Annotated in this window: 13 protein-coding genes; 5 read left to right on the top strand and 8 right to left on the bottom strand. The window is 73.2% G+C overall.

What is annotated here, in order from left to right; genetic code table 11:
* Window positions 1-195: 195 nt before the first annotated feature.
* Both pepN and ACWGB8_RS23125 read right to left on the bottom strand, forming a co-directional pair.
* Window positions 196-2,787 (bottom strand): aminopeptidase N, encoded by a 2,592-nt coding sequence (pepN, locus tag ACWGB8_RS23120; protein ID WP_452215455.1) that lies wholly within the window; start codon window positions 2,785-2,787, stop codon window positions 196-198.
* 158 nt (window positions 2,788-2,945) lie between these two features.
* Window positions 2,946-4,691 carry an outer membrane protein assembly factor BamB family protein gene (locus ACWGB8_RS23125; RefSeq protein WP_452215456.1) on the bottom strand — a complete coding sequence of 582 codons (1,746 nt, stop codon included), beginning with the start codon at window positions 4,689-4,691 and terminating at the stop codon, window positions 2,946-2,948.
* Window positions 4,692-5,106: 415 nt separating this feature from the next.
* Between ACWGB8_RS23125 and ACWGB8_RS23130 the strand changes: the two genes are divergently transcribed.
* The 3 genes from ACWGB8_RS23130 to ACWGB8_RS23140 all read left to right on the top strand — a co-directional run bounded on the left by ACWGB8_RS23130 (window position 5,107) and on the right by ACWGB8_RS23140 (window position 10,239).
* Window positions 5,107-6,282, top strand: a complete 1,176-nt coding sequence (locus ACWGB8_RS23130) for an ROK family transcriptional regulator (protein WP_452215457.1) — start codon at window positions 5,107-5,109, stop codon at window positions 6,280-6,282.
* 277 nt (window positions 6,283-6,559) lie between these two features.
* Entirely contained in the window at window positions 6,560-8,476 is a 1,917-nt protein-coding gene (gene dxs / locus ACWGB8_RS23135) for a 1-deoxy-D-xylulose-5-phosphate synthase (protein WP_452215458.1), read from the top strand.
* Between the two features lie 248 nt (window positions 8,477-8,724).
* Window positions 8,725-10,239: an ArnT family glycosyltransferase gene (locus ACWGB8_RS23140; protein WP_452215459.1), complete on the top strand. Its 1,515-nt coding sequence runs from the start codon at window positions 8,725-8,727 to the stop codon at window positions 10,237-10,239.
* 130 nt (window positions 10,240-10,369) lie between these two features.
* Here the strand turns inward: ACWGB8_RS23140 and ACWGB8_RS23145 are convergent, their stop codons facing one another.
* The 5 genes from ACWGB8_RS23145 to ACWGB8_RS23165 form a co-directional block, all read right to left on the bottom strand.
* Window positions 10,370-12,496 (bottom strand): 3-hydroxyacyl-CoA dehydrogenase NAD-binding domain-containing protein, encoded by a 2,127-nt coding sequence (locus tag ACWGB8_RS23145; protein WP_452215460.1) that lies wholly within the window; start codon window positions 12,494-12,496, stop codon window positions 10,370-10,372.
* A gap of 2 nt (window positions 12,497-12,498) precedes the next feature.
* Window positions 12,499-13,716, bottom strand: coding sequence for a thiolase family protein (locus ACWGB8_RS23150; RefSeq protein WP_452215461.1), 1,218 nt, complete (start codon window positions 13,714-13,716; stop codon window positions 12,499-12,501).
* Between the two features lie 251 nt (window positions 13,717-13,967).
* Entirely contained in the window at window positions 13,968-15,212 is a 1,245-nt protein-coding gene (locus ACWGB8_RS23155; RefSeq protein WP_452215462.1) for an HRDC domain-containing protein, read from the bottom strand.
* Between the two features lie 194 nt (window positions 15,213-15,406).
* Window positions 15,407-16,123, bottom strand: coding sequence for a response regulator transcription factor (locus ACWGB8_RS23160; protein WP_363556671.1), 717 nt, complete (start codon window positions 16,121-16,123; stop codon window positions 15,407-15,409).
* 321 nt (window positions 16,124-16,444) lie between these two features.
* Window positions 16,445-17,110 carry a DUF3000 domain-containing protein gene (locus tag ACWGB8_RS23165; protein WP_452215463.1) on the bottom strand — a complete coding sequence of 222 codons (666 nt, stop codon included), beginning with the start codon at window positions 17,108-17,110 and terminating at the stop codon, window positions 16,445-16,447.
* Between the two features lie 238 nt (window positions 17,111-17,348).
* On the opposite strand from ACWGB8_RS23165, the gene hemE reads away from it, so the two are divergent.
* On the top strand, window positions 17,349-18,362 hold the full coding sequence (gene hemE / locus ACWGB8_RS23170) for a uroporphyrinogen decarboxylase (RefSeq protein ID WP_452215485.1): 1,014 nt from the start codon (window positions 17,349-17,351) through the stop codon (window positions 18,360-18,362).
* Window positions 18,363-18,420: 58 nt separating this feature from the next.
* Here the strand turns inward: hemE and ACWGB8_RS23175 are convergent, their stop codons facing one another.
* The gene (locus tag ACWGB8_RS23175) at window positions 18,421-19,548 is read right to left on the bottom strand and encodes a DUF4349 domain-containing protein (protein WP_452215464.1); all 1,128 of its coding nucleotides are present in this window, start codon (window positions 19,546-19,548) and stop codon (window positions 18,421-18,423) included.
* A 241-nt stretch (window positions 19,549-19,789) separates the two neighbouring features.
* Between ACWGB8_RS23175 and ACWGB8_RS23180 the strand changes: the two genes are divergently transcribed.
* Entirely contained in the window at window positions 19,790-20,464 is a 675-nt protein-coding gene (locus tag ACWGB8_RS23180; RefSeq protein ID WP_452215465.1) for a YoaK family protein, read from the top strand.
* Window positions 20,465-20,476 lie beyond the last annotated feature (12 nt).

Raw genomic sequence — 20,476 nt, forward strand, 5'->3', positions numbered from 1 at the left:
GGCGCCCCCCGACCGTCCCGTCCCCACCCCCCACATTCCCCCGACCCCCCCCCCCCCACCCCCCGTACCCCCCGGGGGGGGGGCCCCCCGGTGCCGCCGGCCCCTCGGTGCGTTCCCGGGCCTTCCCGGGCGTCCCCTGGCCGGGTCCGCGGGGCCGGGAACGGGACCACCGGCCCCGTTCCCGGCCCTCCGGCGTCAGTGCCCCAGCGCCCGGGCGCCCGCCGCCCGGTCCGCGGCCTGGGCCTTCAGTGCGCGCTCCACGCCGGCCCGCGCCTCGACGACCTGGCGCCGCAGCGCCGGGGCCGGCTTGGCCGAGGCCAGCCAGGCGTCGGTGGCGTCCAGCGTGGCCTGCTCGACCTGCACGGCCGGGTAGAGCCCGCCGATGATCTGCTGCGAGATCTCGTGGCTGCGGGTCTCCCAGATGCCCTTGACCGCCGCGAAGTACTTGGCGGTGTACGGCGCCAGCAGCTCGCGCTGGTCGGCCTGCTGGAAGCCGGCGATGACGGCCTCCTGCACGTAGTTGGTGAGCTTGTCGGACTCGACGACCGAGGCCCAGGCCGCCGCCTTGGCGTCGGCGGTGGGGCGGGCGGCGCGGCAGGTGGCCGCGTGCTCCTGGCCGGCGGCGGTGTTGTCGCGGGCCAGTTCGGCGTCGATGGCCTTGTCGTCGGCCCGGCCGGTGGCGGCGAGGCGGACGAGGAGGGTCCAGCGCAGCTCGGTGTCCACGGCGAGTCCGGGGATCTCCTGGGTGCCGTCCAGCAGTCCGGCGAGCAGGCCGAGCTGGCCGTCGGTGCGGGCGACGGAGGCGAGCGCCCGGGCCCAGGCGAGCTGGTGGTCGCTGCCGGGGGCGGCGGCGCGAAGCTGCTGCTCGGCGGCCTCGGCCCAGCGGTTCAGGCCCTGCTCGCGCCAGGCCGGGTCGGTGTAGGCGTCGAGGGCCAGCTTGACCTGGCGCTGGACGGTCTGGACGACGCCGATGTCGCTCTCCCGGGCGAGGCCGGAGACGGCGAGGGCCAGGTAGTCGCGGGCGGCGAGTTCGCCGTCGCGGGTCATGTCCCAGGCGGAGGCCCAGCAGAGGGCGCGCGGCAGGGCGTCGGTGAAGGAGCCGAGGTGCTCGGTGACGGCGGCCAGCGAGTCCTCGTCGAGCCGGACCTTGGCGTAGGAGAGGTCGTCGTCGTTGAGCAGCACGACGGTCGGGCGGTGCCGGCCGACCAGCTGCGGGACCTCGGTGCGCGGGCCGTCGACGTCGAGCTCGACGCGGTCGGTGCGGACCAGCTTGCCGTCGGTCAGCTCGTACAGGCCGATGGCGATCCGGTGCGGGCGCAGCACGGCCTCGCCCTTGGCGCCGGCGGGCAGCGCGGGGGCCTCCTGCAGAACGGCGAACGACTCGATCTGGCCGTCCGTGTTGAGGGTGATGGCCGGGTGCAGCACGTTGATGCCGGCGGTCTCCAGCCAGGCCTTGGACCACGCCTTGAGGTCGCGTCCGCTGGCCTCCTCCAGGGCGCCGAGCAGGTCGCCGAGGCGGGTGTTGCCCCAGGCGTGGCGCTTGAAGTAGGCCTGCACGCCCTTGAAGAAGGCGTCCTGGCCGACGTACGCCACCAGCTGCTTGAGCACCGAGGCGCCCTTGGCGTAGGTGATGCCGTCGAAGTTGACCTGGACGTCCTCCAGGTCGTTGATGTCCGCCATGATCGGGTGGGTGGACGGCAGCTGGTCCTGCCGGTACGCCCAGGTCTTCATCTGGTTGGCGAAGGTGGTCCAGGAGTTGGGCCACTTGGAGCCGGGGGCCTCGGCCTGGCAGACGGCCTCGGCGTAGGTGGCGAACGACTCGTTCAGCCAGAGGTCGTTCCACCACTCCATGGTGACCAGGTCGCCGAACCACATGTGGGCCAGCTCGTGCAGGATCGTCGCGGCGCGGGCCTCGTACGCGGCGTCGGTCACCTTGGAGCGGAACACGTACTGGTCGCGCAGGGTGACGGCGCCCGCGTTCTCCATCGCGCCGGCGTTGAACTCCGGGACGAACAGCTGGTCGTACTTGGCGAACGGGTACGGGTAGTCGAACTTCTCCTGGAAGTAGTCGAATCCCTGCTTGGTGACCTCGAACACCGCGTCGGCGTCCAGGAACTCGCGCAGCGAAGGGCGGCAGTAGACGCCGAGCGGCACCTTCTGCGCGCCGTTCTCGTAGGTGTCGAAGACGCCCACGTACGGGCCGGCGACCAGGGCGGTGATGTAGGTGGAGATCCGGCCGGTCGGCTCGAACTTCCAGACCTGGGTGTCGCCGTCGCCCGCCGGCTCGGGGGTGGGGGAGTTGGAGACCACGACCCAGCCGCGCGGCGCGGTCACCGTGAAGGTGAACGCGGCCTTCAGGTCGGGCTGTTCGAAGGAGGCGAAGACCCGGCGGGCGTCCGGCACCTCGAACTGGGTGTAGAGGTAGGTCTCGCCGTCGACCGGGTCGACGAAGCGGTGCAGGCCCTCACCGGTGTTGGTGTAGGCGCAGTCGGCGACCACCCGCAGCTCGTTCTCGGCCCGCAGGGCGGGCAGCGGGATGCGGCTGTCGGCGAAGCTCTCGACGGGCAGGCGTTCGCCGTTGAGCACGATCTCCTCGACGCGCGGCGCGACGAGGTCGATGAAGCTGTCCGCCCCGGGGGTGGCGGCGGTGAACCGGACCACGGTGGTGGACCGGAAGGTGCCCCCCTCGCGGGCCGAGCCGAGGTCGAGCTCGATGTCGTACGCGTCCACGCGCAGGAGCTGGGCCCGGGTGCGGGCCTCCTCACGCGTCAAGTTGGTGCCGGGCACTCGCTGGACTCCTTCGTCGGGCTGGTGGTTCGCATCCTCCCATGTCCGGAGCCCGGGGCCGCCGAAATACGTCGGGGCGGGGCCGGACCCGTGAACGGGCCCGGAACCCCGCCCCGACGGACGGTCAGCTCACGGCCGGGGCGTTGGGCCCCGGGGTGTCACTTCTTGGCGTAGATGGAGACCGGTGCCTCCGAGCTGCCGCTGCGCGGGAACGCCGCCAGGGTGCCGTCGCTGCGCAGCACGTACTCGGTGTAGGTGGAGGTCAGGAGGCTGGTGCGGGTGTCGGCGATCACGCCGAGGTCGGTGGCCGCGCCGTCGGCCGGGTTCAGCTGGACGACCTTCGGCTCCTTGCCGTAGCCGGCCATGGCGATCGCCCGGACCTTGCCCTCCTTGTCGGTGCCGGAGATCAGCCGCAGACCGCGCTCGGCGTTGCCGGTGCTCGACCAGAGGCGCTTGCCGGTGGCCAGGTCGTAGGCGTTGATGGAGCTCTTGCCGGCGCTGTCGACCTGCACGTACAGCGTGGTGCCGCTGACGGTGTTGATGGTGGTCGGCTCGGAGGAGCCCGACAGCCGCAGACTGTCCGAACCGGCCTCCTTGACGGGCATCTTGCCTGCCGGCTTGTTGTCCTTGTCGAGCATCAGCAGGTAGTCGCCGTTGACGCCGCTCGACATCTCCAGCACCAGCGGCTTGTCCGAGATCACCTTGTCGACGCGCTCGATGTTGCCCTCCAGCGTCATCGGCGAACCGTTGGCCTTGCCGGTGTCGGCGTCCAGCACGTTCAGGGTGGACTTGGGGCCGGTGTTGCCGTAGCAGCGGTCGCTGACGACCAGCTGGCTGCCGGCGGCCTCGCCGAACAGGCTGCACGACTTGTCGCGCGGCGTGTACTGCCACGCCGAGCTGCCGTCGGTGAGCTTGACGGCGCCGAAGGTGTTGGTGGAGCCGACCACGATGACGTTGTCGGTGACGCTCAGCGAGGGCGAGGAGATCCGGCTGCTGGAGATCTTCGCCGACCAGAGCAGCTTGCCGTTGGCGACGTCCACCGCGCCGATGGTCGAGCAGTCGCTGTCGCCGGTGTTCATCGAGACGGCCGCGATCTTCTTGGAGTTCATGCCGTACGACATGGTGCAGAACTCCTTCGCGCCGGAGGGCGGCGTGATGCTCCACGCCTCCTTGCCGTCGCCGGAGTTGTACGCCTTGATGGCGGTGGTGTCACCGCGGACGATGACCTTGTCGGTGCCCCAGACGGCCAGCAGGCTGCCCGAACCGGCGGTGGTCGCCTTCGGGGCGGCCCAGGACAGCGCGTACTTGCCGGAGCCGCCGCCCGAGGTGCCGCCGGTCGAGGCCGGGTCGTCCTTGTCCTCCAGGTTGCCGGCCAGCACCACCAGGCCGGCGATGATCGACAGCACCAGGACGCCGCCGATGATCCCGCCCCAGAGCATGACCGGGTTCTTCTGCCGCACCGGCGCGGTCGGCGGGCCGGGGTAGGCGTACGCCGGGGCCTGCTGCTGCGGGTAGCCGTAGCCCACGCCCTGCGGCGGCGGGGCGGTGTAGCCGTACGGCGCCTGGCCCCCCTGGGTGGGGAACGGGCCCGGCGTCGGGTCGTACGGGCCGACCGGGGCGCCCGGGGCGCCCGGCGGCGGGACCTGGCCGGGCGGCGGCGGGGCCTGCGAGGGGAACGCGGTGGCGGTCGGCGCGTACGCGTAGTCGGCACCTCCGGGCGCACCCGCCGGCGGGGCGGGCGGCGGGGCGGTCGGCGCCGCACCCTGTACCGCGGCGCCGTCGAGCTGTGTCATCTGGTCGGCCACGGCCGCCGGGTCCACGCCGCCGGGCTTGCGCCCCAGCGAGACGCCCCGGTTGTCCTGCGGTGCGTCGCCCGCGCCCGGTGTAGGGTGATCCCCTGCCATCTGATGCCCCGTCATGTCTGGATTTGTCCTCCGCGCCGGACGCGTCCGGCGGTCGGGAGGACGGGTGAGATTGGGCACCATGGTACGGGTGGCCGGTTTTCCCGTACCCCGAGCGGCCCGAACACCCCCTCACCACCCGCCTGACCAGGCCCTGCAGCGCCCGCGAAGCCCCGGCATCCCCCCTCGCCGCGGCCCGCCGCCTCCCTTCCCCCGCCGAATCTCCCCCGTACTGCCCACACCCCTCCCCTCCTCCCCCTCCCGCGCGCCGCCCTCCGGCCGCCGCGCCCCTGCTCGCCGCCGATCTCTGCGGCGATCTGCAGCCGTGTTACCCCCCGGCGGTCTAGGCTTCAGGGGTCGTGATGGAAGGCGAACGCCCGGCCGAGGGGTTCCCGCACCCTTGGAGGGGTGGCTACACATGTCGACGGACACACCGGGCTCGCAGTCCTCGCTGCACCGGGCGAACCTCGAACGCGTCCTGCGGGCCGTCCGGATGGCCGGTTCGCTGACGCAGGCCGAGATCGCCCGCAGCACCGGGCTCTCCGCGGCCACCGTGTCCAACATCGTCCGGGAGTTGAAGGAGAGCGGCACCGTCGTGGTGGCCGACACCTCCTCCGGCGGTCGCCGGGCCCGCAGCGTCTCCCTGAGCGGTGACGCCGGCATCGTGGTGGGCATCGACTTCGGCCACACCCACCTGCGGGTGGCCGTCGGCAACCTCGCGCACCGCGTGCTCGCCGAGGAGAGCGCCCCGATCGACGTGGACGTCTCCGCGGCGCAGGGCTTCGACCGGGCGGAGGCGATGGTGGCCCGGCTGCTGGAGCAGGCGGGGTTCCGGCCGGACAAGGTGATCGGAGTGGGCCTCGGGGTGCCGGGGCCGATCGACGTGGAGACGGGCGCGCTGGGTTCGACGGCGATCCTGCCGGGGTGGACGGGCATCGCACCGGGCCGCGAGCTGTCGGAGCGCCTGGGCATGCCGGTGCACGTCGACAACGACGCGAACCTGGGCGCGCTGGGCGAGCTGGTGTGGGGTGCGGGCCGGGGGCTGAGCGATCTGGCGTACATCAAGGTGGCGAGCGGGGTGGGCGCCGGCCTGGTGATCAACGGCCAGATCTACCGCGGCCCGGGCGGTACCGCGGGTGAGATCGGGCACATCACGCTGGACGAGGCGGGGCCGGTCTGCCGCTGCGGCAACCGGGGCTGCCTGGAGACCTTCGTCGGGTCCCGCTACCTGCTGGGCCTGCTGAACGCCAATCTCGGCCCGGACCTCACGCTCCCGCAGGTGGTGGAGCGGGCGCACCAGGGAGATCTGGGCTGCCGCCGGGTGATCGCCGATGCGGGGCGGCAGATCGGCAGCGGGGTGGCGACCCTGTGCAACCTGCTGAACCCCAGACGCGTCATCCTCGGCGGTGACCTCGCCGATGCGGGTGAGCTGGTGCTCGCCCCGATCCGGGACTCGGTCGCCCGGTACGCGATTCCGAGCGCGGCCCGCCAGCTGTCGGTGGTGCCGGGCACGCTGGGGGGCCGCGCCGAGGTGCTGGGTGCGTTGGCGCTGGTCATGAGCGAGATGGGCGATTCGGGCGCGATCGGCCGCTAGGGGTGTTCCACCCCGGATCGCCCCGGGACGTCCCCCGGCCCGCCCGGCGGGCGACCGGACGGGGCGACCGCCGGAGCGCCGATCGGCTCAAGATCGCCTCTAGCACAAGGGTCCGGCGTTGCGCCGGACAACCGGGCGCGCCGCTCGGCGTCCGGCAGGCGGACATTAGACTCGACCGGTCGGCACGAACCGAGACGGTCGGAGCGTTCCGTCGGAGAAGGGCAGCGACGCCCGTCGGACCGCCCCGCGGTCCGCAACTTTGAACGAGGAGGAACGGGTGGCCCTGCTGACCCGCATTCGGGGACCGCGCGATCTCGACCGGCTCACGCCCGGCCAGCTGGCCGCTCTGGCCCAGGAGATCCGGACCTTCCTGGTGACGGAGGTCTCCAAGACGGGCGGCCACCTCGGTCCGAACCTCGGCGTGGTGGAGCTCACCATCGCGCTGCACCGGGTCTTCGACTCGCCGCGCGACCGCATCCTCTTCGACACCGGCCACCAGAGCTACGTCCACAAGCTGCTCACCGGCCGCCAGGACTTCTCCCGGCTGCGGATGAAGGGCGGCCTGTCGGGCTACCCGTCCCGCGCCGAGTCCGAGCACGACGTGATCGAGAACTCGCACGCCTCGACGGTGCTGTCGTACGCGGACGGCCTGGCGAAGGCGAACCAGCTGCTCGGCAGCGCCGACCCGGTGGTCGCGGTGATCGGCGACGGCGCGCTGACCGGCGGCATGGCCTGGGAGGCGCTGAACAACATCGCGGACGCGAAGGACCGCCCGGTCGTCATCGTCGTCAACGACAACGAGCGTTCCTACTCCCCGACGATCGGTGGTCTCGCGAACCACCTGGCGACCCTGCGCACCACCCAGGGCTACGAGCGCTTCCTGTCCTGGGGCAAGGACGCGCTGCAGCGCACCCCGGTGGTGGGCCAGCAGCTGTTCGAGACGCTGCACGGCGCCAAGAAGGGCCTGAAGGACTTCATCGCCCCGCAGGGCATGTTCGAGGACCTCGGCCTGAAGTACATCGGCCCGATCGACGGCCACGACATGCAGGCCCTGGAGTCGGCGCTGACCAAGGCGCGCGGTTTCGGCGGCCCGGTGATCGTGCACTGCCTGACCGAGAAGGGCCGCGGCTACCACGCGGCGGAGAACAACGACGAGGACCGCTTCCACGCGGTCGGCGTGATCCACCCGGAGACCGGCCTGCCGATCAAGAGCGCCGGCAAGGACTGGACGTCGGTGTTCGGCGAGGAGATGGTGGCCCTCGGCCACGAGCGCAAGGACATCGTGGGCATCACCGCCGCGATGCTCCACCCGGTGGGCCTGGCGCCGTTCGCGAAGGCGTTCCCGGACCGCATCTTCGACGTGGGCATCGCCGAGCAGCACGCGGTGACCAGCGCGGCGGGCCTGGCGACGGGCGGCATCCACCCGGTGGTGGCGGTGTACGCGACCTTCCTGAACCGGGCCTTCGACCAGGTCCTGATGGACGTGGCGCTGCACAGGCTGGGCGTCACCTTCGTGCTGGACCGCGCGGGTGTCACCGGGACCGACGGCGCCTCGCACAACGGCATGTGGGACATGTCGATCCTGCAGGTCGTGCCGGGTCTGCGGCTGGCCGCGCCGCGCGACGCCGATCAGCTGCGGGCGCAGCTGCGCGAGGCGGTGGAGGTGAAGGACGCCCCGACGGTGGTCCGCTACTCCAAGGGCACGGTCGGCCCGGCGGTGCCCGCGGTGGACCGGGTGGGCGGTATGGACGTGCTGCGCGCGGCGCAGGACGGCGCCGAGGGCGGCCACCGGGCGGACGTGCTGGTCGTCTCGGTCGGCGCGATGGCCCCGATGAGCCTGGAGGTGGCCGACCTGCTGGCCGCGCAGGGCATCACGGCGACCGTGGTCGACCCGCGCTGGGTGAAGCCGGTGGACGCGGCGCTGCCGGGTCTGGCGGCGGAGCACCGGGCGGTCGTGACGATCGAGGACAACGGCCGGGTCGGCGGTGTGGGCGCCGCGGTGGCGCAGGCGCTGCGCGACGCGGGGGTGGACGTGCCGGTGCGCGACTTCGGCATCCCGCAGGAGTTCCTGGACCACGCCTCGCGTCCGGAGATCCTCGCCGAGACGGGCCTGAACGCCCCGGACATCGCCCGCAAGGTGACCGCCCTGGTCGCCGGGCTGCCGGAGCGGGCCGCCGCCTCCGTCGACGCCTGACACCTGACGCCTGACGGCCGACCCGGCGCCCCCGGACGTACACCGGGCCCCGACCGCTTGCGGTCGGGGCCCGGTCCCGTTCACCCCGGCCGCGCGGTTCGTCCCGTTCGTGCGGTCCGTCCCGTCCCGTCCGTCCCGGCAGGCGGAATGTGCGGTTCCTGTCACAGCTCGCCAAGATCAGCCCGATAATCGCACTCAAAGGCGGGACCGGCGCTGCCCACCCCCGTGCCGCCCGGTAAGTTGTCGTCGTGCCGAAATCCACCCGTCTCCGCCTCGCCGGTCTGGCCGAGCGCCTGCCCGTGCGTGTCCGTACGGGTTACTGGTCTCGGCTCGTGCCGCTGCTGGCCCTGCTGGCGCTGGTCACCCACATCCCGTCCTTCGTGCGGCCGGTCTGGAGCCCGGACGAGGGCTTCCTCGCCACCCAGGCCCGGATGCTGGCCGACGGCGGCGTGCTGTACGACACGGTGGTCGACCGCAAGCCGCCGCTGCTGCCGTGGCTGTACCAGGCGTGCTTCGCGGTCTTCGGCTCGACCTCGCTCTGGCCGCAGCGCACCCTGGCGGTGGTCGCGCACCTGGTGACCGCGATCCTGCTGGCGTCGATCGCCCGGGGCCGCTGGGGCAACCGGGCGGGTGCCGGGGCCGGGGTGCTGTACCTGCTGGTCTCCATCGGCCTGTCGCCGGAGGACACCCAGGCGGCGACCTTCGAGGTCTTCATGCTGCCCGCGATGGTGGCGGCCTTCCGGTACGCCGAGCGGCGCCGCTGGCTGGCCGCGGGGATCGCGGTGGCGCTCTGTTCGCTGACCAAGCAGACCGGCGGCGCGGTGATGCTGCCGGTGCTCTGGATGCTGTACCAGGACGCCCGGCACCGGGGGGTGCGCTGGCCGCCCGCCCTGTTCAAGATCGGCTTCGGCTTCACGCTGCCGATAGCGCTGGTCGCCGTGATCCTGACCCAGCCGAAGGGCTTCCTCTTCTGGGTGGTGACGGGCAGCGGCGACTACGCCTCCTTCGGCGGGGCCTGGCTGCAGATGATCGGCCGGGCGCTCGGCAACTCGGCGATCCTGGTGGCCGCGGGCCTGGGCTTCCTGCTGCCGGTCGGGCGCCGGCTGTGGCTGAGGTACCGCCACCGCCCGCTGCCGGTGGCCGGCGAGGAGCACGGCTCGTCCGCGGACCTGTGGATGTGGCTGCTGTCCTCGGTGGTCGCGGTCAGCGTGGGCTTCCACTTCTTCGGCCACTACTACCTCCAGCTGATGCCGCCGCTGGTGCTGCTGGGCACGGGGGCGGTCGCCACCTCGGGGGTCCGCTGGAAGCCCGTCCTGGTGTACTCCACGGCCGCCGCGACGGCCTTCTGGGGTCTGGCGCTGGGCTGGCCGGGGGAGCGGCTGAACCGCACCACGGAGGTCGCCACGGCGGTGGCCGCGCAGACCACCCCGAAGGACAGCGTGCTGGTCTGGGGCATGCACCCGGAGCTGTACTGGCTGGCGGACCGCAAGCCCGCCTCCCGCTACCTGACGGCCGGGTTCCTGACGAACTTCAGCGGCGGCAAGGACGGCAGCCAGAACGTCGGCGAGCAGTTCTCGATGGCCGAGGCCTGGCAGACCTTCGACAAGGAGCTGGCCAAGGGACTGCCGGAGATCGTGGTGGACGACTCCGGGCTCGCCCCGTACCAGCCGGAGCTGATTCCCCGGATCGAGAACCTGCTGACCACCCACTACGAGATGGTCGGCGTCTTCGCCGACACCGTGGTCTACCGCCTCAAGAAGTAGCCGCCGCAAGAAGTAGCCGCAGCGGCCCGGGCCACTGCACCCCCGGAACCCCCCCCGCAGCACCGCCCGGACAACGCGGAAGCCCCCGGCGGCCCGAAGGCCGCCGGGGGCTTCCCCGTCGCATCCGCCGTTACGCGGGCACCGAGGCCACGCCGGGGGCGAGGAACTTCTTGCCGTTCACCCGCTCGGAGACGCCCTCGCGGTCCAGGTACGGGGTGATCCCGCCCAGGTGGAAGGGCCAGCCGGCGCCGGTGATCATGCAGAGGTCGATGTCCTGCGCCTCGGCGACGACACCCTCCTCCAGCATCAGGCCGATCTCCTGCGCGACCGCGTCCAGGGCGCGGCCGCGCACCTGCTCCTCGGTCAGCACGGTGTCGCCGAAGACGAGCAGCTCCAGCACCTCGGGGTCGAGGATCTGCTTGCCGTCGACCCAGGTGTAGAAGCCGCGCTTGCCGGCCTTGACCACGCGCCCCAGGTTCTCGGAGACGGTGAACCGCTCCGGGAAGGCGCCGTGCAGGGTCTCCGAGACGTGCAGGGCGATGGCCGGGCCGACCAGCTCCAGCAGCACGATCGGGGACATCGGCAGGCCGAGCGGCTCGACGCCCTTCTCGACGGTCTCGATCGGGGTGCCCTCGTCGATGATGTTCTGGATCTCGCCCATGAAGCGGGTGAGGATCCGGTTCACCACGAACGCCGGGGCGTCCTTGACCAGCACCGAGGTCTTCTTCAGCTTCTTCGAGACGCCGAAGGCGGTGGCCAGCGAGGCGTCGTCGGTCTGCTCGCCGCGGACGATCTCCAGCAGCGGGAGGATCGCGACGGGGTTGAAGAAGTGGAAGCCGACGACCCGCTCGGGGTGCTTCAGCTTCGAGGCCATCTCGGTGACCGAGAGGGAGGAGGTGTTGGTGGCGAGCACGCAGGTCGGGGAGACCACGTTCTCCAGGTCCGCGAAGACGGTCTGCTTGACGCCCATCTCCTCGAACACGGCCTCGATGACGAAGTCCGCGTCGCCGAAGGCGGCGGCCTTGTCGAGCGAGCCGGTGACCAGGCCCTTGAGGCGGTTGGCCTTGTCGTTGCCGATGCGGCCCTTGCCGAGCAGCTTGTCGATCTCGGCGTGGACGTAGCCGACGCCCTTGTCGACGCGCTCCTGGTCGATGTCGGTGAGGACCACCGGCACCTCCAGGCGGCGGGCGAACAGCAGCGCCAGCTGCGAGGCCATCAGGCCGGCGCCGACGACGCCCACCTTGTTGACCGGGCGGGCCAGCGACTTGTCCGGGGCGCCGAACGGCTTCTTGGCGCGGCGCTGGACCAGGTTGAAGGCGTAGATGCCGCTGCGCAGCTCGCCGCCCATGATGAGGTCGGCCAGGGCCGCGTCCTCGGCGTCGAAGCCGGCCTGCAGGTCGGCGTCCTTGACCTGGGCGATGATGTCGAGGGCCCGGTAGGCGGCCGGGGCGGCCCCGTGCACCTTGCCGTCGGCGACCAGGCGGCCCCAGGCGACGGCGTCGTCCCAGGCCTTGCCGCGGTCGATCTCCTCGCGCTCGACGACGACGTCGCCCTTGAGCACGCCGGCGGCCCAGAGCAGCGACTGCTCCAGGAAGTCGGCCGGCTCGAAGATCGCGTCGGCGATGCCGAGCTCGAAGACGTCCTTGCCCTTGAGCTGCTTGTTCTGGCTCATCGAGTTCTCGATGATGACCTTGACGGCCTTCGCCGGGCCGATCAGGTTCGGCAGGATGGTGCAGCCGCCCCAGCCGGGGACGAGGCCGAGGAAGACCTCGGGCAGCGAGAACGCCGGGACGCCGGCGCTGACCGTGCGGTAGGTGCAGTGCAGGCCGACCTCGACGCCGCCGCCCATCGCCGCGCCGTTGTAGAAGGCGAAGGTGGGGACGGGCAGCGCGGCGATCCGCTTGAAGACCTCGTGGCCGCCCTTGCCGATGGCGAGCGCGTCCTGGTGCTCCTTGAGCAGCTCGACGCCCTTGAGGTCGGCGCCGACCGCGAAGATGAACGGCTTGCCGGTGATGGCGGCGCCGACGATGGTGCCGGCGGCGGCCTCGGCCTCGACCTGGTCCAGCGCCGCGTCCAGCTTCAGCAGCGAGCCGGGGCCGAAGGTGGTCGGCTTGGTGTGGTCGAAGCCGTTGTCGAGGGTGATCAGGGCCAGCCGGCCGGCCTGCAGCGGCAGGTCCAGGTGGCGCACGTGCGCGGTGGTGACGACCTCGCCGGGGAACAGCTCGGCGCCGCGGGTCAGCAGCTCAGTGGTGCTCATGATCACTTACCACCCTCGAAGTGCGGGTTCTCCCAGATGATGGTGCCGCCCATGCCGAAGCCGATGCACATCGTGGTGAGGCCGTAGCGGACGTCCGGGCGCTGCTCGAAGCGGCGGGCCAGCTGGTTCATCAGGCGCACGCCGGAGGAGGCCAGCGGGTGGCCGAAGGCGATCGCGCCGCCGAACGGGTTGACGCGCTCGTCGTCGTCCGCGATGCCGTAGTGGTCGAGGAAGGCCAGCACCTGGACGGCGAACGCCTCGTTGACCTCGAAGGCCTGGATGTCGTCGATCGTCAGGCCGGCCTTGGCCAGCGCCTTCTCGGTGGCCGGCACCGGGCCGATGCCCATGACCTCGGGCTCGACGCCGGCGAAGGCGTAGGAGACCAGGCGCATCTTGACCGGGAGGCCGAGCTCCTCGGCGACGTCCTCGGCGGCCAGCAGCGAGGCGGTGGCGCCGTCGTTCAGACCGGCCGAGTTGCCCGCGGTGATGTTGCCGTGCGGGCGGAACGGGGTCTTGAGGCCGGCCAGGCTCTCCATGGTGGTGCCCGGGCGCAGCGGCTCGTCCACGGTGGCCAGGCCCCAGCCGGTCTCGCCGACCTCGGGGTTGGTGTTGCGGATCGAGATCGGCACCAGGTCGGGCTGGATGTCGCCGTTGGCGTACGCCTTGGCGGCCTTCTCCTGCGAGCGCACCGCGTACGCGTCGCAGCGCTCCTTGGTGATGTGCGGGAACCGGTCGTGCAGGTTCTCCGCGGTCATGCCCATGAACAGGGCGGACTCGTCGACGAGCTTCTCGGAGACGAAGCGCGGGTTCGGGTCGACGCCCTCGCCCATCGGGTGGCGGCCCATGTGCTCGACACCGCCGGCCACGACCACGTCGTACGCGCCGAAGGCGACGCCGCCGGCGGCGGTGGTCACGGCGGTCAGCGCGCCGGCGCACATGCGGTCGATCGCGTAGCCGGGCACGGACTTCGGCAGGCCGGACAGCAGGGCGGCGGTGCGCCCGATGGTCAGACCCTGGTCGCCGATCTGCGTGGTGGCCGCGATGGCGACCTCGTCGATGCGCTCGACGGGCAGGTTCGGGTTACGGCGCACGAGTTCCCGGATGCACTTGACGACGAGGTCGTCGGCGCGGGTCTCGTGGTAGATGCCCTTCGGGCCTGCCTTGCCGAACGGGGTGCGGACGCCATCGACGAAGACGACGTCCCTCGCGGTACGAGGCACGGGGGCTCTCCTCCCAGGGACCAACGGTTGAGGTGGGCAGGCTGCCGCCGTCCGTCGCACGAGGGGACGTGAGCGGCGCCGCTTCCACGCCATGCTACCCGCCGGTAACCAACCTGCCCAGGCCCGGCGGGTGCATCCGTCCGTGTGTCCCCCGACACGTCCGTCCGCAGGTGTGGAGGGAGTGTGCGGAGGGGGTGCCGTCCGGGTCGGACGGCACCCCCTCGCGGTGGCGCTCTCGGGCGGGCCGCAGGTCAGTCGGCCTGCTCGGCCGCCTTGGCGAAGGCGGCGGCCAGTGCGGGCGCCACCAGGGCGACCTGCCACTGCCGGGCGCCGAGCCGGCGCAGCGCGGCGGCCACGTTCTCGGCCGTGGCGGCGGCGGGCGGCTCCCACGAGACCCGGCGGACCAGGTCCGGGGTGATCAGGTTCTCGGCCGGCAGGTTGTGCGTCTCGGCCAGTTCGGTGACCGCGGCGCGCGCCCCGGACAGCCGGGCGGCGGCCACCGGGTCCTTCTCCGCCCAGGCGCGCGGCGGCGGCGGGCCGTCGTGCGGGGCGGCGGCGGGCGGCAGCTGCGCCTCCGGGACCTCCCGGCCGCGCTGCACGGCGGCCAGCCACTGCTCCAGCTGCCGGCGGTGCACCCGCGGGCCGAAGCCCTGGACGGCCTGCAGTGCGGCGGCGTTCAGCGGCATCGCGAGGGCGGCGTTGACGATCGCGGCGTCGGAGAGCACCCGGCCGGGCGAGACGTCCCGCTCCTGGGCCGCCCGGTCGCGGGCCAGCCACAGTTCGCGCACCACGGCGAGCTGGCGGCGGCGGCGGACCTTGTGCAGCTGGGAGGTCCGGCGCCAGGGGTCCGTCCGGGGGCCGGGCCGGGGGGCGTTCGCGATCGCGGCGAACTCCTCCAGGGCCCAGTCGAGCTTGCCCTGGGCGTCCAGCTCCTGTTCGAGTGCGTCGCGCAGCTCGACCAGCACCTCGACGTCCAGAGCGGCGTAGCGCAGCCAGGGCTCGGGCAGCGGGCGGGTGGACCAGTCGACCGCGGAGTGCTCCTTGGCCAGCGAGAGGCCGAGCACGCTCTCGGTCATCGGCCCGAGGCCGACCCGGGCGAAGCCGGCGATCCGCCCGGCCAGCTCGGTGTCGAACAGCAGGCGCGGGCGCATGCCGACCTCGGCCAGGCAGGGGAGGTCCTGGGTGGCGGCGTGCACCACCCATTCGGCGTCGGCCAGGGCCTCGCCGAGCCCGCTGAGGTCGGGGCAGGCGATCGGGTCGATCAGCGCGCTGCCGGCCCCCGCCCGGCGCAGCTGGATCAGGTACGCCCGCTGGCCGTAGCGGTAGCCGGAGGCCCGCTCGGCGTCGACGGCGACCGGCCCGGTGCCCGCGGCGAACGCGGCGACGACGGCGGCCAGCGCCTGCTCGTCCGCCACGACGGGAGGGATCCCCTCCTTCGGTTCGAGGAGCGGGACCGGGGCTGTCTCTTCTGGGATGGCTGCTACGGCGTCGGTCACCCACCAAGGGTACGACGGACCTCTCGACCGGGAGTGTTGTCGGACTGGTCAGACCGCCTCCCCGCATATGCCGCCGGGGTGGTCCGGGGACGTCCGGGCCGGGTCGGCGGCGGTACCGGCGGCCTGACCGTGCGACACCGCTGCGGCGGCCCGGAGGAAACGTTCCTCCAGGCCGCCGCAGCGGTGTGGGCAGGTCAGTGGATGATGCCGGTGCGCAGTGCGACGGCGACCATGCCGGCCCGGTCCCCGGTGCCCAGCTTGCGGGCGATCCGGGCGAGGTGGGACTTCACGGTGAGGGCGGACAGCCCCATGGCGACTCCGATCGCCTTGTTGGACTGGCCCTCGGCGACCAGCCGCAGCACCTCCACCTCGCGGCCCGACAGCTCGCGGTAGGCGGACTGCTGCGCGCCCGGCGCACCGGGCGCACCCGGGGCCCCCGGGGCGCCGGCCGCACCGGGCATGCCCGGCATGCCGGGGCGCCGCATCCGCCCGGCCAGGCCGCCGGCGCCGATCGGCAGGCCGGGGCGGCCCGGCATGGCGACGTTGGTGCGGGTGCCGGTGACCACGTAGCCCTTCACGCCGCCGGCCAGGGCGGAGCGGACGGCGCCGATGTCGTCGGCGGCGGAGAGCGCGAGGCCGTTGGGCCAGCCCGCGGCGCGGGTCTCGGCAAGGATCGTCAGGCCGGAGCCGTCGGGCAGGTGGACGTCGGCGACGCAGATGTCGCGCGGGGTGGAGACCCGGGGGCGGGCCTCGGCGATCGACGACACCTCGATGACGTCCCGGACACCGAGCGCCCAGAGGTGCCGGGTGACGGTGTTTCGGACGCGGGGATCGGCGATGACCACCATGGCGGTGGGCTTGGTCGGGCGGTAGGCGACCACGTTTGCGGGGTGCTCAAGAAGGACCGACACCAGGCCTCCTGCGGGGAGTGGCGGACGGAACCCCGATGGGGGCGGTCGGAGTGTTCCGCGTTCGGAAAGGGTCACAGTCTGCTTCGGCAGCTACCGTGCCCGGCTTTAGCGAATGATCACGATCTAGTGAGTAACAATACGGACAAATCGTGCAAATGACTGAGCCGACATGCCCGGTATTCGCACAGAATCGATCGGATCAGGCTGGAAACGGTCGGATTCGACCGGGTAATTGACGAAGAGCGGAGCGGAAGTCACACTCCGTCAGCCCTGGGAGTGGCTCTCGGCCCGGCCGGCCCCCGCCGGCCCGACCACCACCCGTCAGTGCGAGCGCGGGCGCCGCCGCGCGGGCATCGGGACCACCCCACCGAGTGACGGAGCCTCGGGCGGCTGCACCGCCGGGGCGCTCGCCGCCGGCGGCAGGCCCGCGCTGATGCACAGCAGGTCCGCCCAGGCCGCCAGGTGCCGCTCGAAGCGGCCGTCGGCGGGCGTCCAGGACGCCCGGATCTCGATCTCGTCCGAGGAGCCGCGGTCCGCCAGCGCCCCGAAGTACTGCGAGGCGCACCTGGTCACCGTGCCGCTCGGCTCCGCGTACCCGGCGCCGTGCGCCTGCAGCGCGTCCAGCAGCCAGGCCCAGCCGACCTCGGACAGCATCGGGTCGCCGGCCATCTCCGGCTCCAGCTCCGCCCGGGTCATGGTGACCACCCGGAAGTCCCCGTTCCAGGACTCCTGCCCGGCCGGGTCGTGCAGCAGCACCAGCCGGCCGTCGGCCAGCTCGTCGCCGTCCACCTCCACCGAGGCGGTCAGGGCGAAGGCGAACGGGGCCAGGCGGCGCGGCGCCGGCGCGGGGGAGAGCTGCACCTCGGGGCGCAGCCGCGCCCCGCTCAGCGCCTCGACGGCAGCCCGGAACTCGTGCGGAGCCGCCTCCCTGCCCGTTCCGCCACCTGTTGCGCCACCCTGCGAGGGGTGCCCTCCGACCGCTGCCATGACCCGAAGACTAGGTCGAAAACGCGGGCAAGCTGTGCAACTTCCACCCGAGCGGCGCGCCGGGAGGCGGATCCGGCCAGATCTTGGAGGAAGCCACGAGGCCGTGCGGACGGGGCGCCCCGGGGCGCGTGCGAAGATTTGAACCGTGAGCGAGACTACGGCAGACACCACGGCAGCCACGGGCCCCGCCCGTCCGCAGACCACCGCGCGCCGCGGCGCCGCGCACGACTCCGCGTTCCTGCGGGCCTGCCGGCACGAGCCGGTGCCGTACACCCCGGTGTGGTTCATGCGGCAGGCCGGCCGCTCGCTGCCCGAGTACCTGAAGGTCCGCGAGGGCATCCCCATGCTGGAGTCCTGCATGCGGCCCGAGCTGGTGAAGGAGATCACCCTCCAGCCGGTGCGCCGGCACAAGGTCGACGCGGCGATCTTCTTCAGCGACATCGTGGTGCCGCTCAAGGCGATCGGCATCGACGTCGACATCAAGCCCGGCATCGGCCCGGTCATCGCCGACCCGATCCGCACCGTCGAGGACCTCCAGCGGCTGCGGCCCCTGGAGCCGGACGATGTCCCCTACATCACCGAGGCGGTCGGCCTGCTCGTCGACGAGCTGGGCTCCACCCCGCTGATCGGCTTCGCCGGCGCCCCGTACACGCTCGCCAGCTACCTGGTCGAGGGCGGGCCGTCCAAGAACCACGAGAACACCAAGGCCATGATGTACGGGCAGCCCGAGCTGTGGGCCGCCCTGGTGGACCGGCTCGCCGACATCACCTCGGCCTTCCTCAAGGTGCAGATCGAGGCCGGTGCCTCCGCCGTCCAGCTGTTCGACTCCTGGGTCGGCTCGCTCGCGCCCGACGACTACCGCCGCTCGGTGATGCCCGCCAGCACCAAGGTGTTCGACGCGGTCGCCGAGTACGGCGTGCCGCGCATCCACTTCGGCGTCGGCACCGGCGAGCTGCTCGGCCTGATGGGCCAGGCCGGCGCCGACGTGGTCGGCGTCGACTGGCGGGTGCCGCTGAACGTCGCCGCCGAGCGGGTCGGCCCCGGCAAGGGCCTGCAGGGCAACCTCGACCCGGCGGTGCTGTTCGCGCCGACGAAGGCCGTCGAGACCAAGGCCCGAGAGGTGCTGCACGCCGCCCAGGCGCTCGGCGCCAGCGGCCACATCTTCAACCTCGGCCACGGCGTCATGCCCAGCATGGACCCGGACGCGCTCAGCCGGCTGGTCGCCTTCGTGCACGAGGCCAGCGCGCGCTGACCCGGCGCCACACCGCACGGACGGCGGGCCCCCGGCATCCGGGGGCCCGCCGCCGTGTTCACCGGCCGTCGGGCCCGGCGGGCTCCGCCGGGGCCTCCTCGTCCGGTGCGCCCGCGGCCCGCGCGTCCTCGTCCCGCGCGTCCGGGGCCGGACCGGCCGGGTGCGGGGGTGCCGCCGGCTGTGCGGGCAGGTGGGCGGGCACCGGCGGCAGCTGCACCGCCCGGCGCCGCCGCCGCAGGAACCGCAGCACCAGCACCACCGGCACCAGCACCACCAGGAACGGCGCCGACGCGGCCGCCGCCATCGCCACCCCGCGCACGATCGCCAGCAGCACCCGCCAGCCGCCCGACAGCGCGTCGCCGACCGAGCCCCAGAAGGTGTCCTTCTTCTCGGCGTCCGGGGTGTCGGGCACCGGCTTCGCGTCGCGCCGCACGTCCACCGTGATGGTGGAGAGCGAGGTCTTCGCCGCGAGCTCCTTCTGCTGGCGCTGCAGCGACTCCAGGTCGGCCTCCCGGCGGGCCAGCTCGGACTCCAGGGTGGTGACCTCCTGCAGCGACTTCGCCTGGGACATCAGCGCCCGGATCCGCTCCACGCTCGCCCGCTGGGTCTGCAGCCGGCTCTCCACGTCGGCGACCTGCAGGGTGACGTCGTCGGCCTGGCTCCGGCGGGAGACCACGGTGTCCAACGCGGCCAGCCGGTCCAGCGTCTGCTGGTACGCCGCCGACGGCACCTTCAGCGTGATCTGCCCGTTCATCGGGCCGGCCGTCGAGTCCGCCGGCACCCCGTTGGTGCTCTCGTTGCCGACGTAGCCGCCCGCCGCCGTCGCCAGCGCCCGGGCCTCCGACAGCACCTTCGGCACGTCCTGGCTGCGGATCGTCAGCTGCGCCGAGTACGCGATCAGCCGGCTGTCGGCCGCCGGGGCCGTGCCCGGTGCGCGGCTCGCGGCCGCCGGGGCGGGGCTGCCCGCGGCGTTCGGCGCGGGCGGCTTGGCCGCGGCCTCCGCCTGATTCTGAGCCTGGCCCTGGCCCGGGGCCGCCTTTCCGAGGTCCGGGGCCGCCGCCGCGTCCGCCTTCATCGCGGTCCCCGAGCCGCCCCGGTCGCCCGAGGCACCGCACCCCCCGGCCAGCAGTACCGCCACGACCATCCCGGCCGCCGCCACCCCGGCCCTGCGTCGTCCTCCCGGCACGATCCCTCCCCGTCCTCACGGTCCCGGCGCCCCGGACCGGGACGCTCGGACCATTGGACGGAGCGGGCGCCGGATCGGACCCGCCCGGGAGATCGCAGCTCGGTCACAGCTCGATGCCGGGCCGGACACGCCGGGTCGCCGCCGGATCCCGCCGGGTCGCCGCCGGATCCCGCCGACGCCCGACCTGCCGACCACCGGAGCAATCGGCGGCGGCCCGGCGGGCGCGGCCCACAGTGGGGGGATGGAGCTGAAGGCCGGTCACCCGCTCACCGTCGCGCTAGTCGTGCTCACCGCGACCACCGGGGTGATCGAGGCCGTCAGCCTGCTCGCCCTCGGGCACGTGTTCACCGCGATGATGACGGGCAATCTGCTCTTCCTCGCCTTCGGCCTGGCCGGGGCGCACGAACTCTCGGTGGCCGCCTCCTCGGTGTCGCTGGGGGCGTTCGCGGCGGGCGTGGTCACCGGGACGCTGCTGGAGCGGTGGGTGGACGCCCGGCAGCAGCGCTGGTTCCTCGCCGGGCTGCTGACCGAGGCCGTCCTGCTGACCGCCGGGGGCCTCACCGCCACCGGACTCGGCGGCCCCGGCACCCCCCTGACCGGCCGGCACTACGCGGTGATCGCCGTGGTGGCGCTGGCGATGGGTCTGCGCAGCCTCACCACCCTGCGCGCCCACGTCACCGACCTGCCGACCACCCTCGCCACCCGCACCCTGACCGCCCTGCTCACCGGCCTGCCCGCCCACCACCTGCCCGCCCGTCGGGCCGCCGCGGTGCTCGCCATCTTCACCGGCGGCCTGCTCGGAGCCGTCGCCCTGGAGGCCGGCCGCCGGCCGTCGACGCTGCTGCTCCTCGCCGCCGCACTCGTGCTGGCGACCGCGGTCGCCCACGCCGCCGCCCGGGGTGGGACGGCGGCGTAGCGGGACGGCGGG

The sequence above is a fragment of the Kitasatospora sp. NPDC054939 genome (assembly GCF_053610105.1).

What these genes read in the sequence shown, in the direction of transcription:
- ACWGB8_RS23125 (WP_452215456.1), bottom strand. Translation starts at nt 4,691, where the DNA reads ATGGCAGGGGATCACCCTACACCGGGCGCGGGCGACGCACCGCAGGAC.
- ACWGB8_RS23130 (WP_452215457.1), top strand. Translation starts at nt 5,107, where the DNA reads ATGTCGACGGACACACCGGGCTCGCAGTCCTCGCTGCACCGGGCGAAC.
- ACWGB8_RS23145 (WP_452215460.1), bottom strand. Translation starts at nt 12,496, where the DNA reads ATGAGCACCACTGAGCTGCTGACCCGCGGCGCCGAGCTGTTCCCCGGC.
- ACWGB8_RS23165 (WP_452215463.1), bottom strand. Translation starts at nt 17,110, where the DNA reads ATGGCAGCGGTCGGAGGGCACCCCTCGCAGGGTGGCGCAACAGGTGGC.
- ACWGB8_RS23180 (WP_452215465.1), top strand. Translation starts at nt 19,790, where the DNA reads ATGGAGCTGAAGGCCGGTCACCCGCTCACCGTCGCGCTAGTCGTGCTC.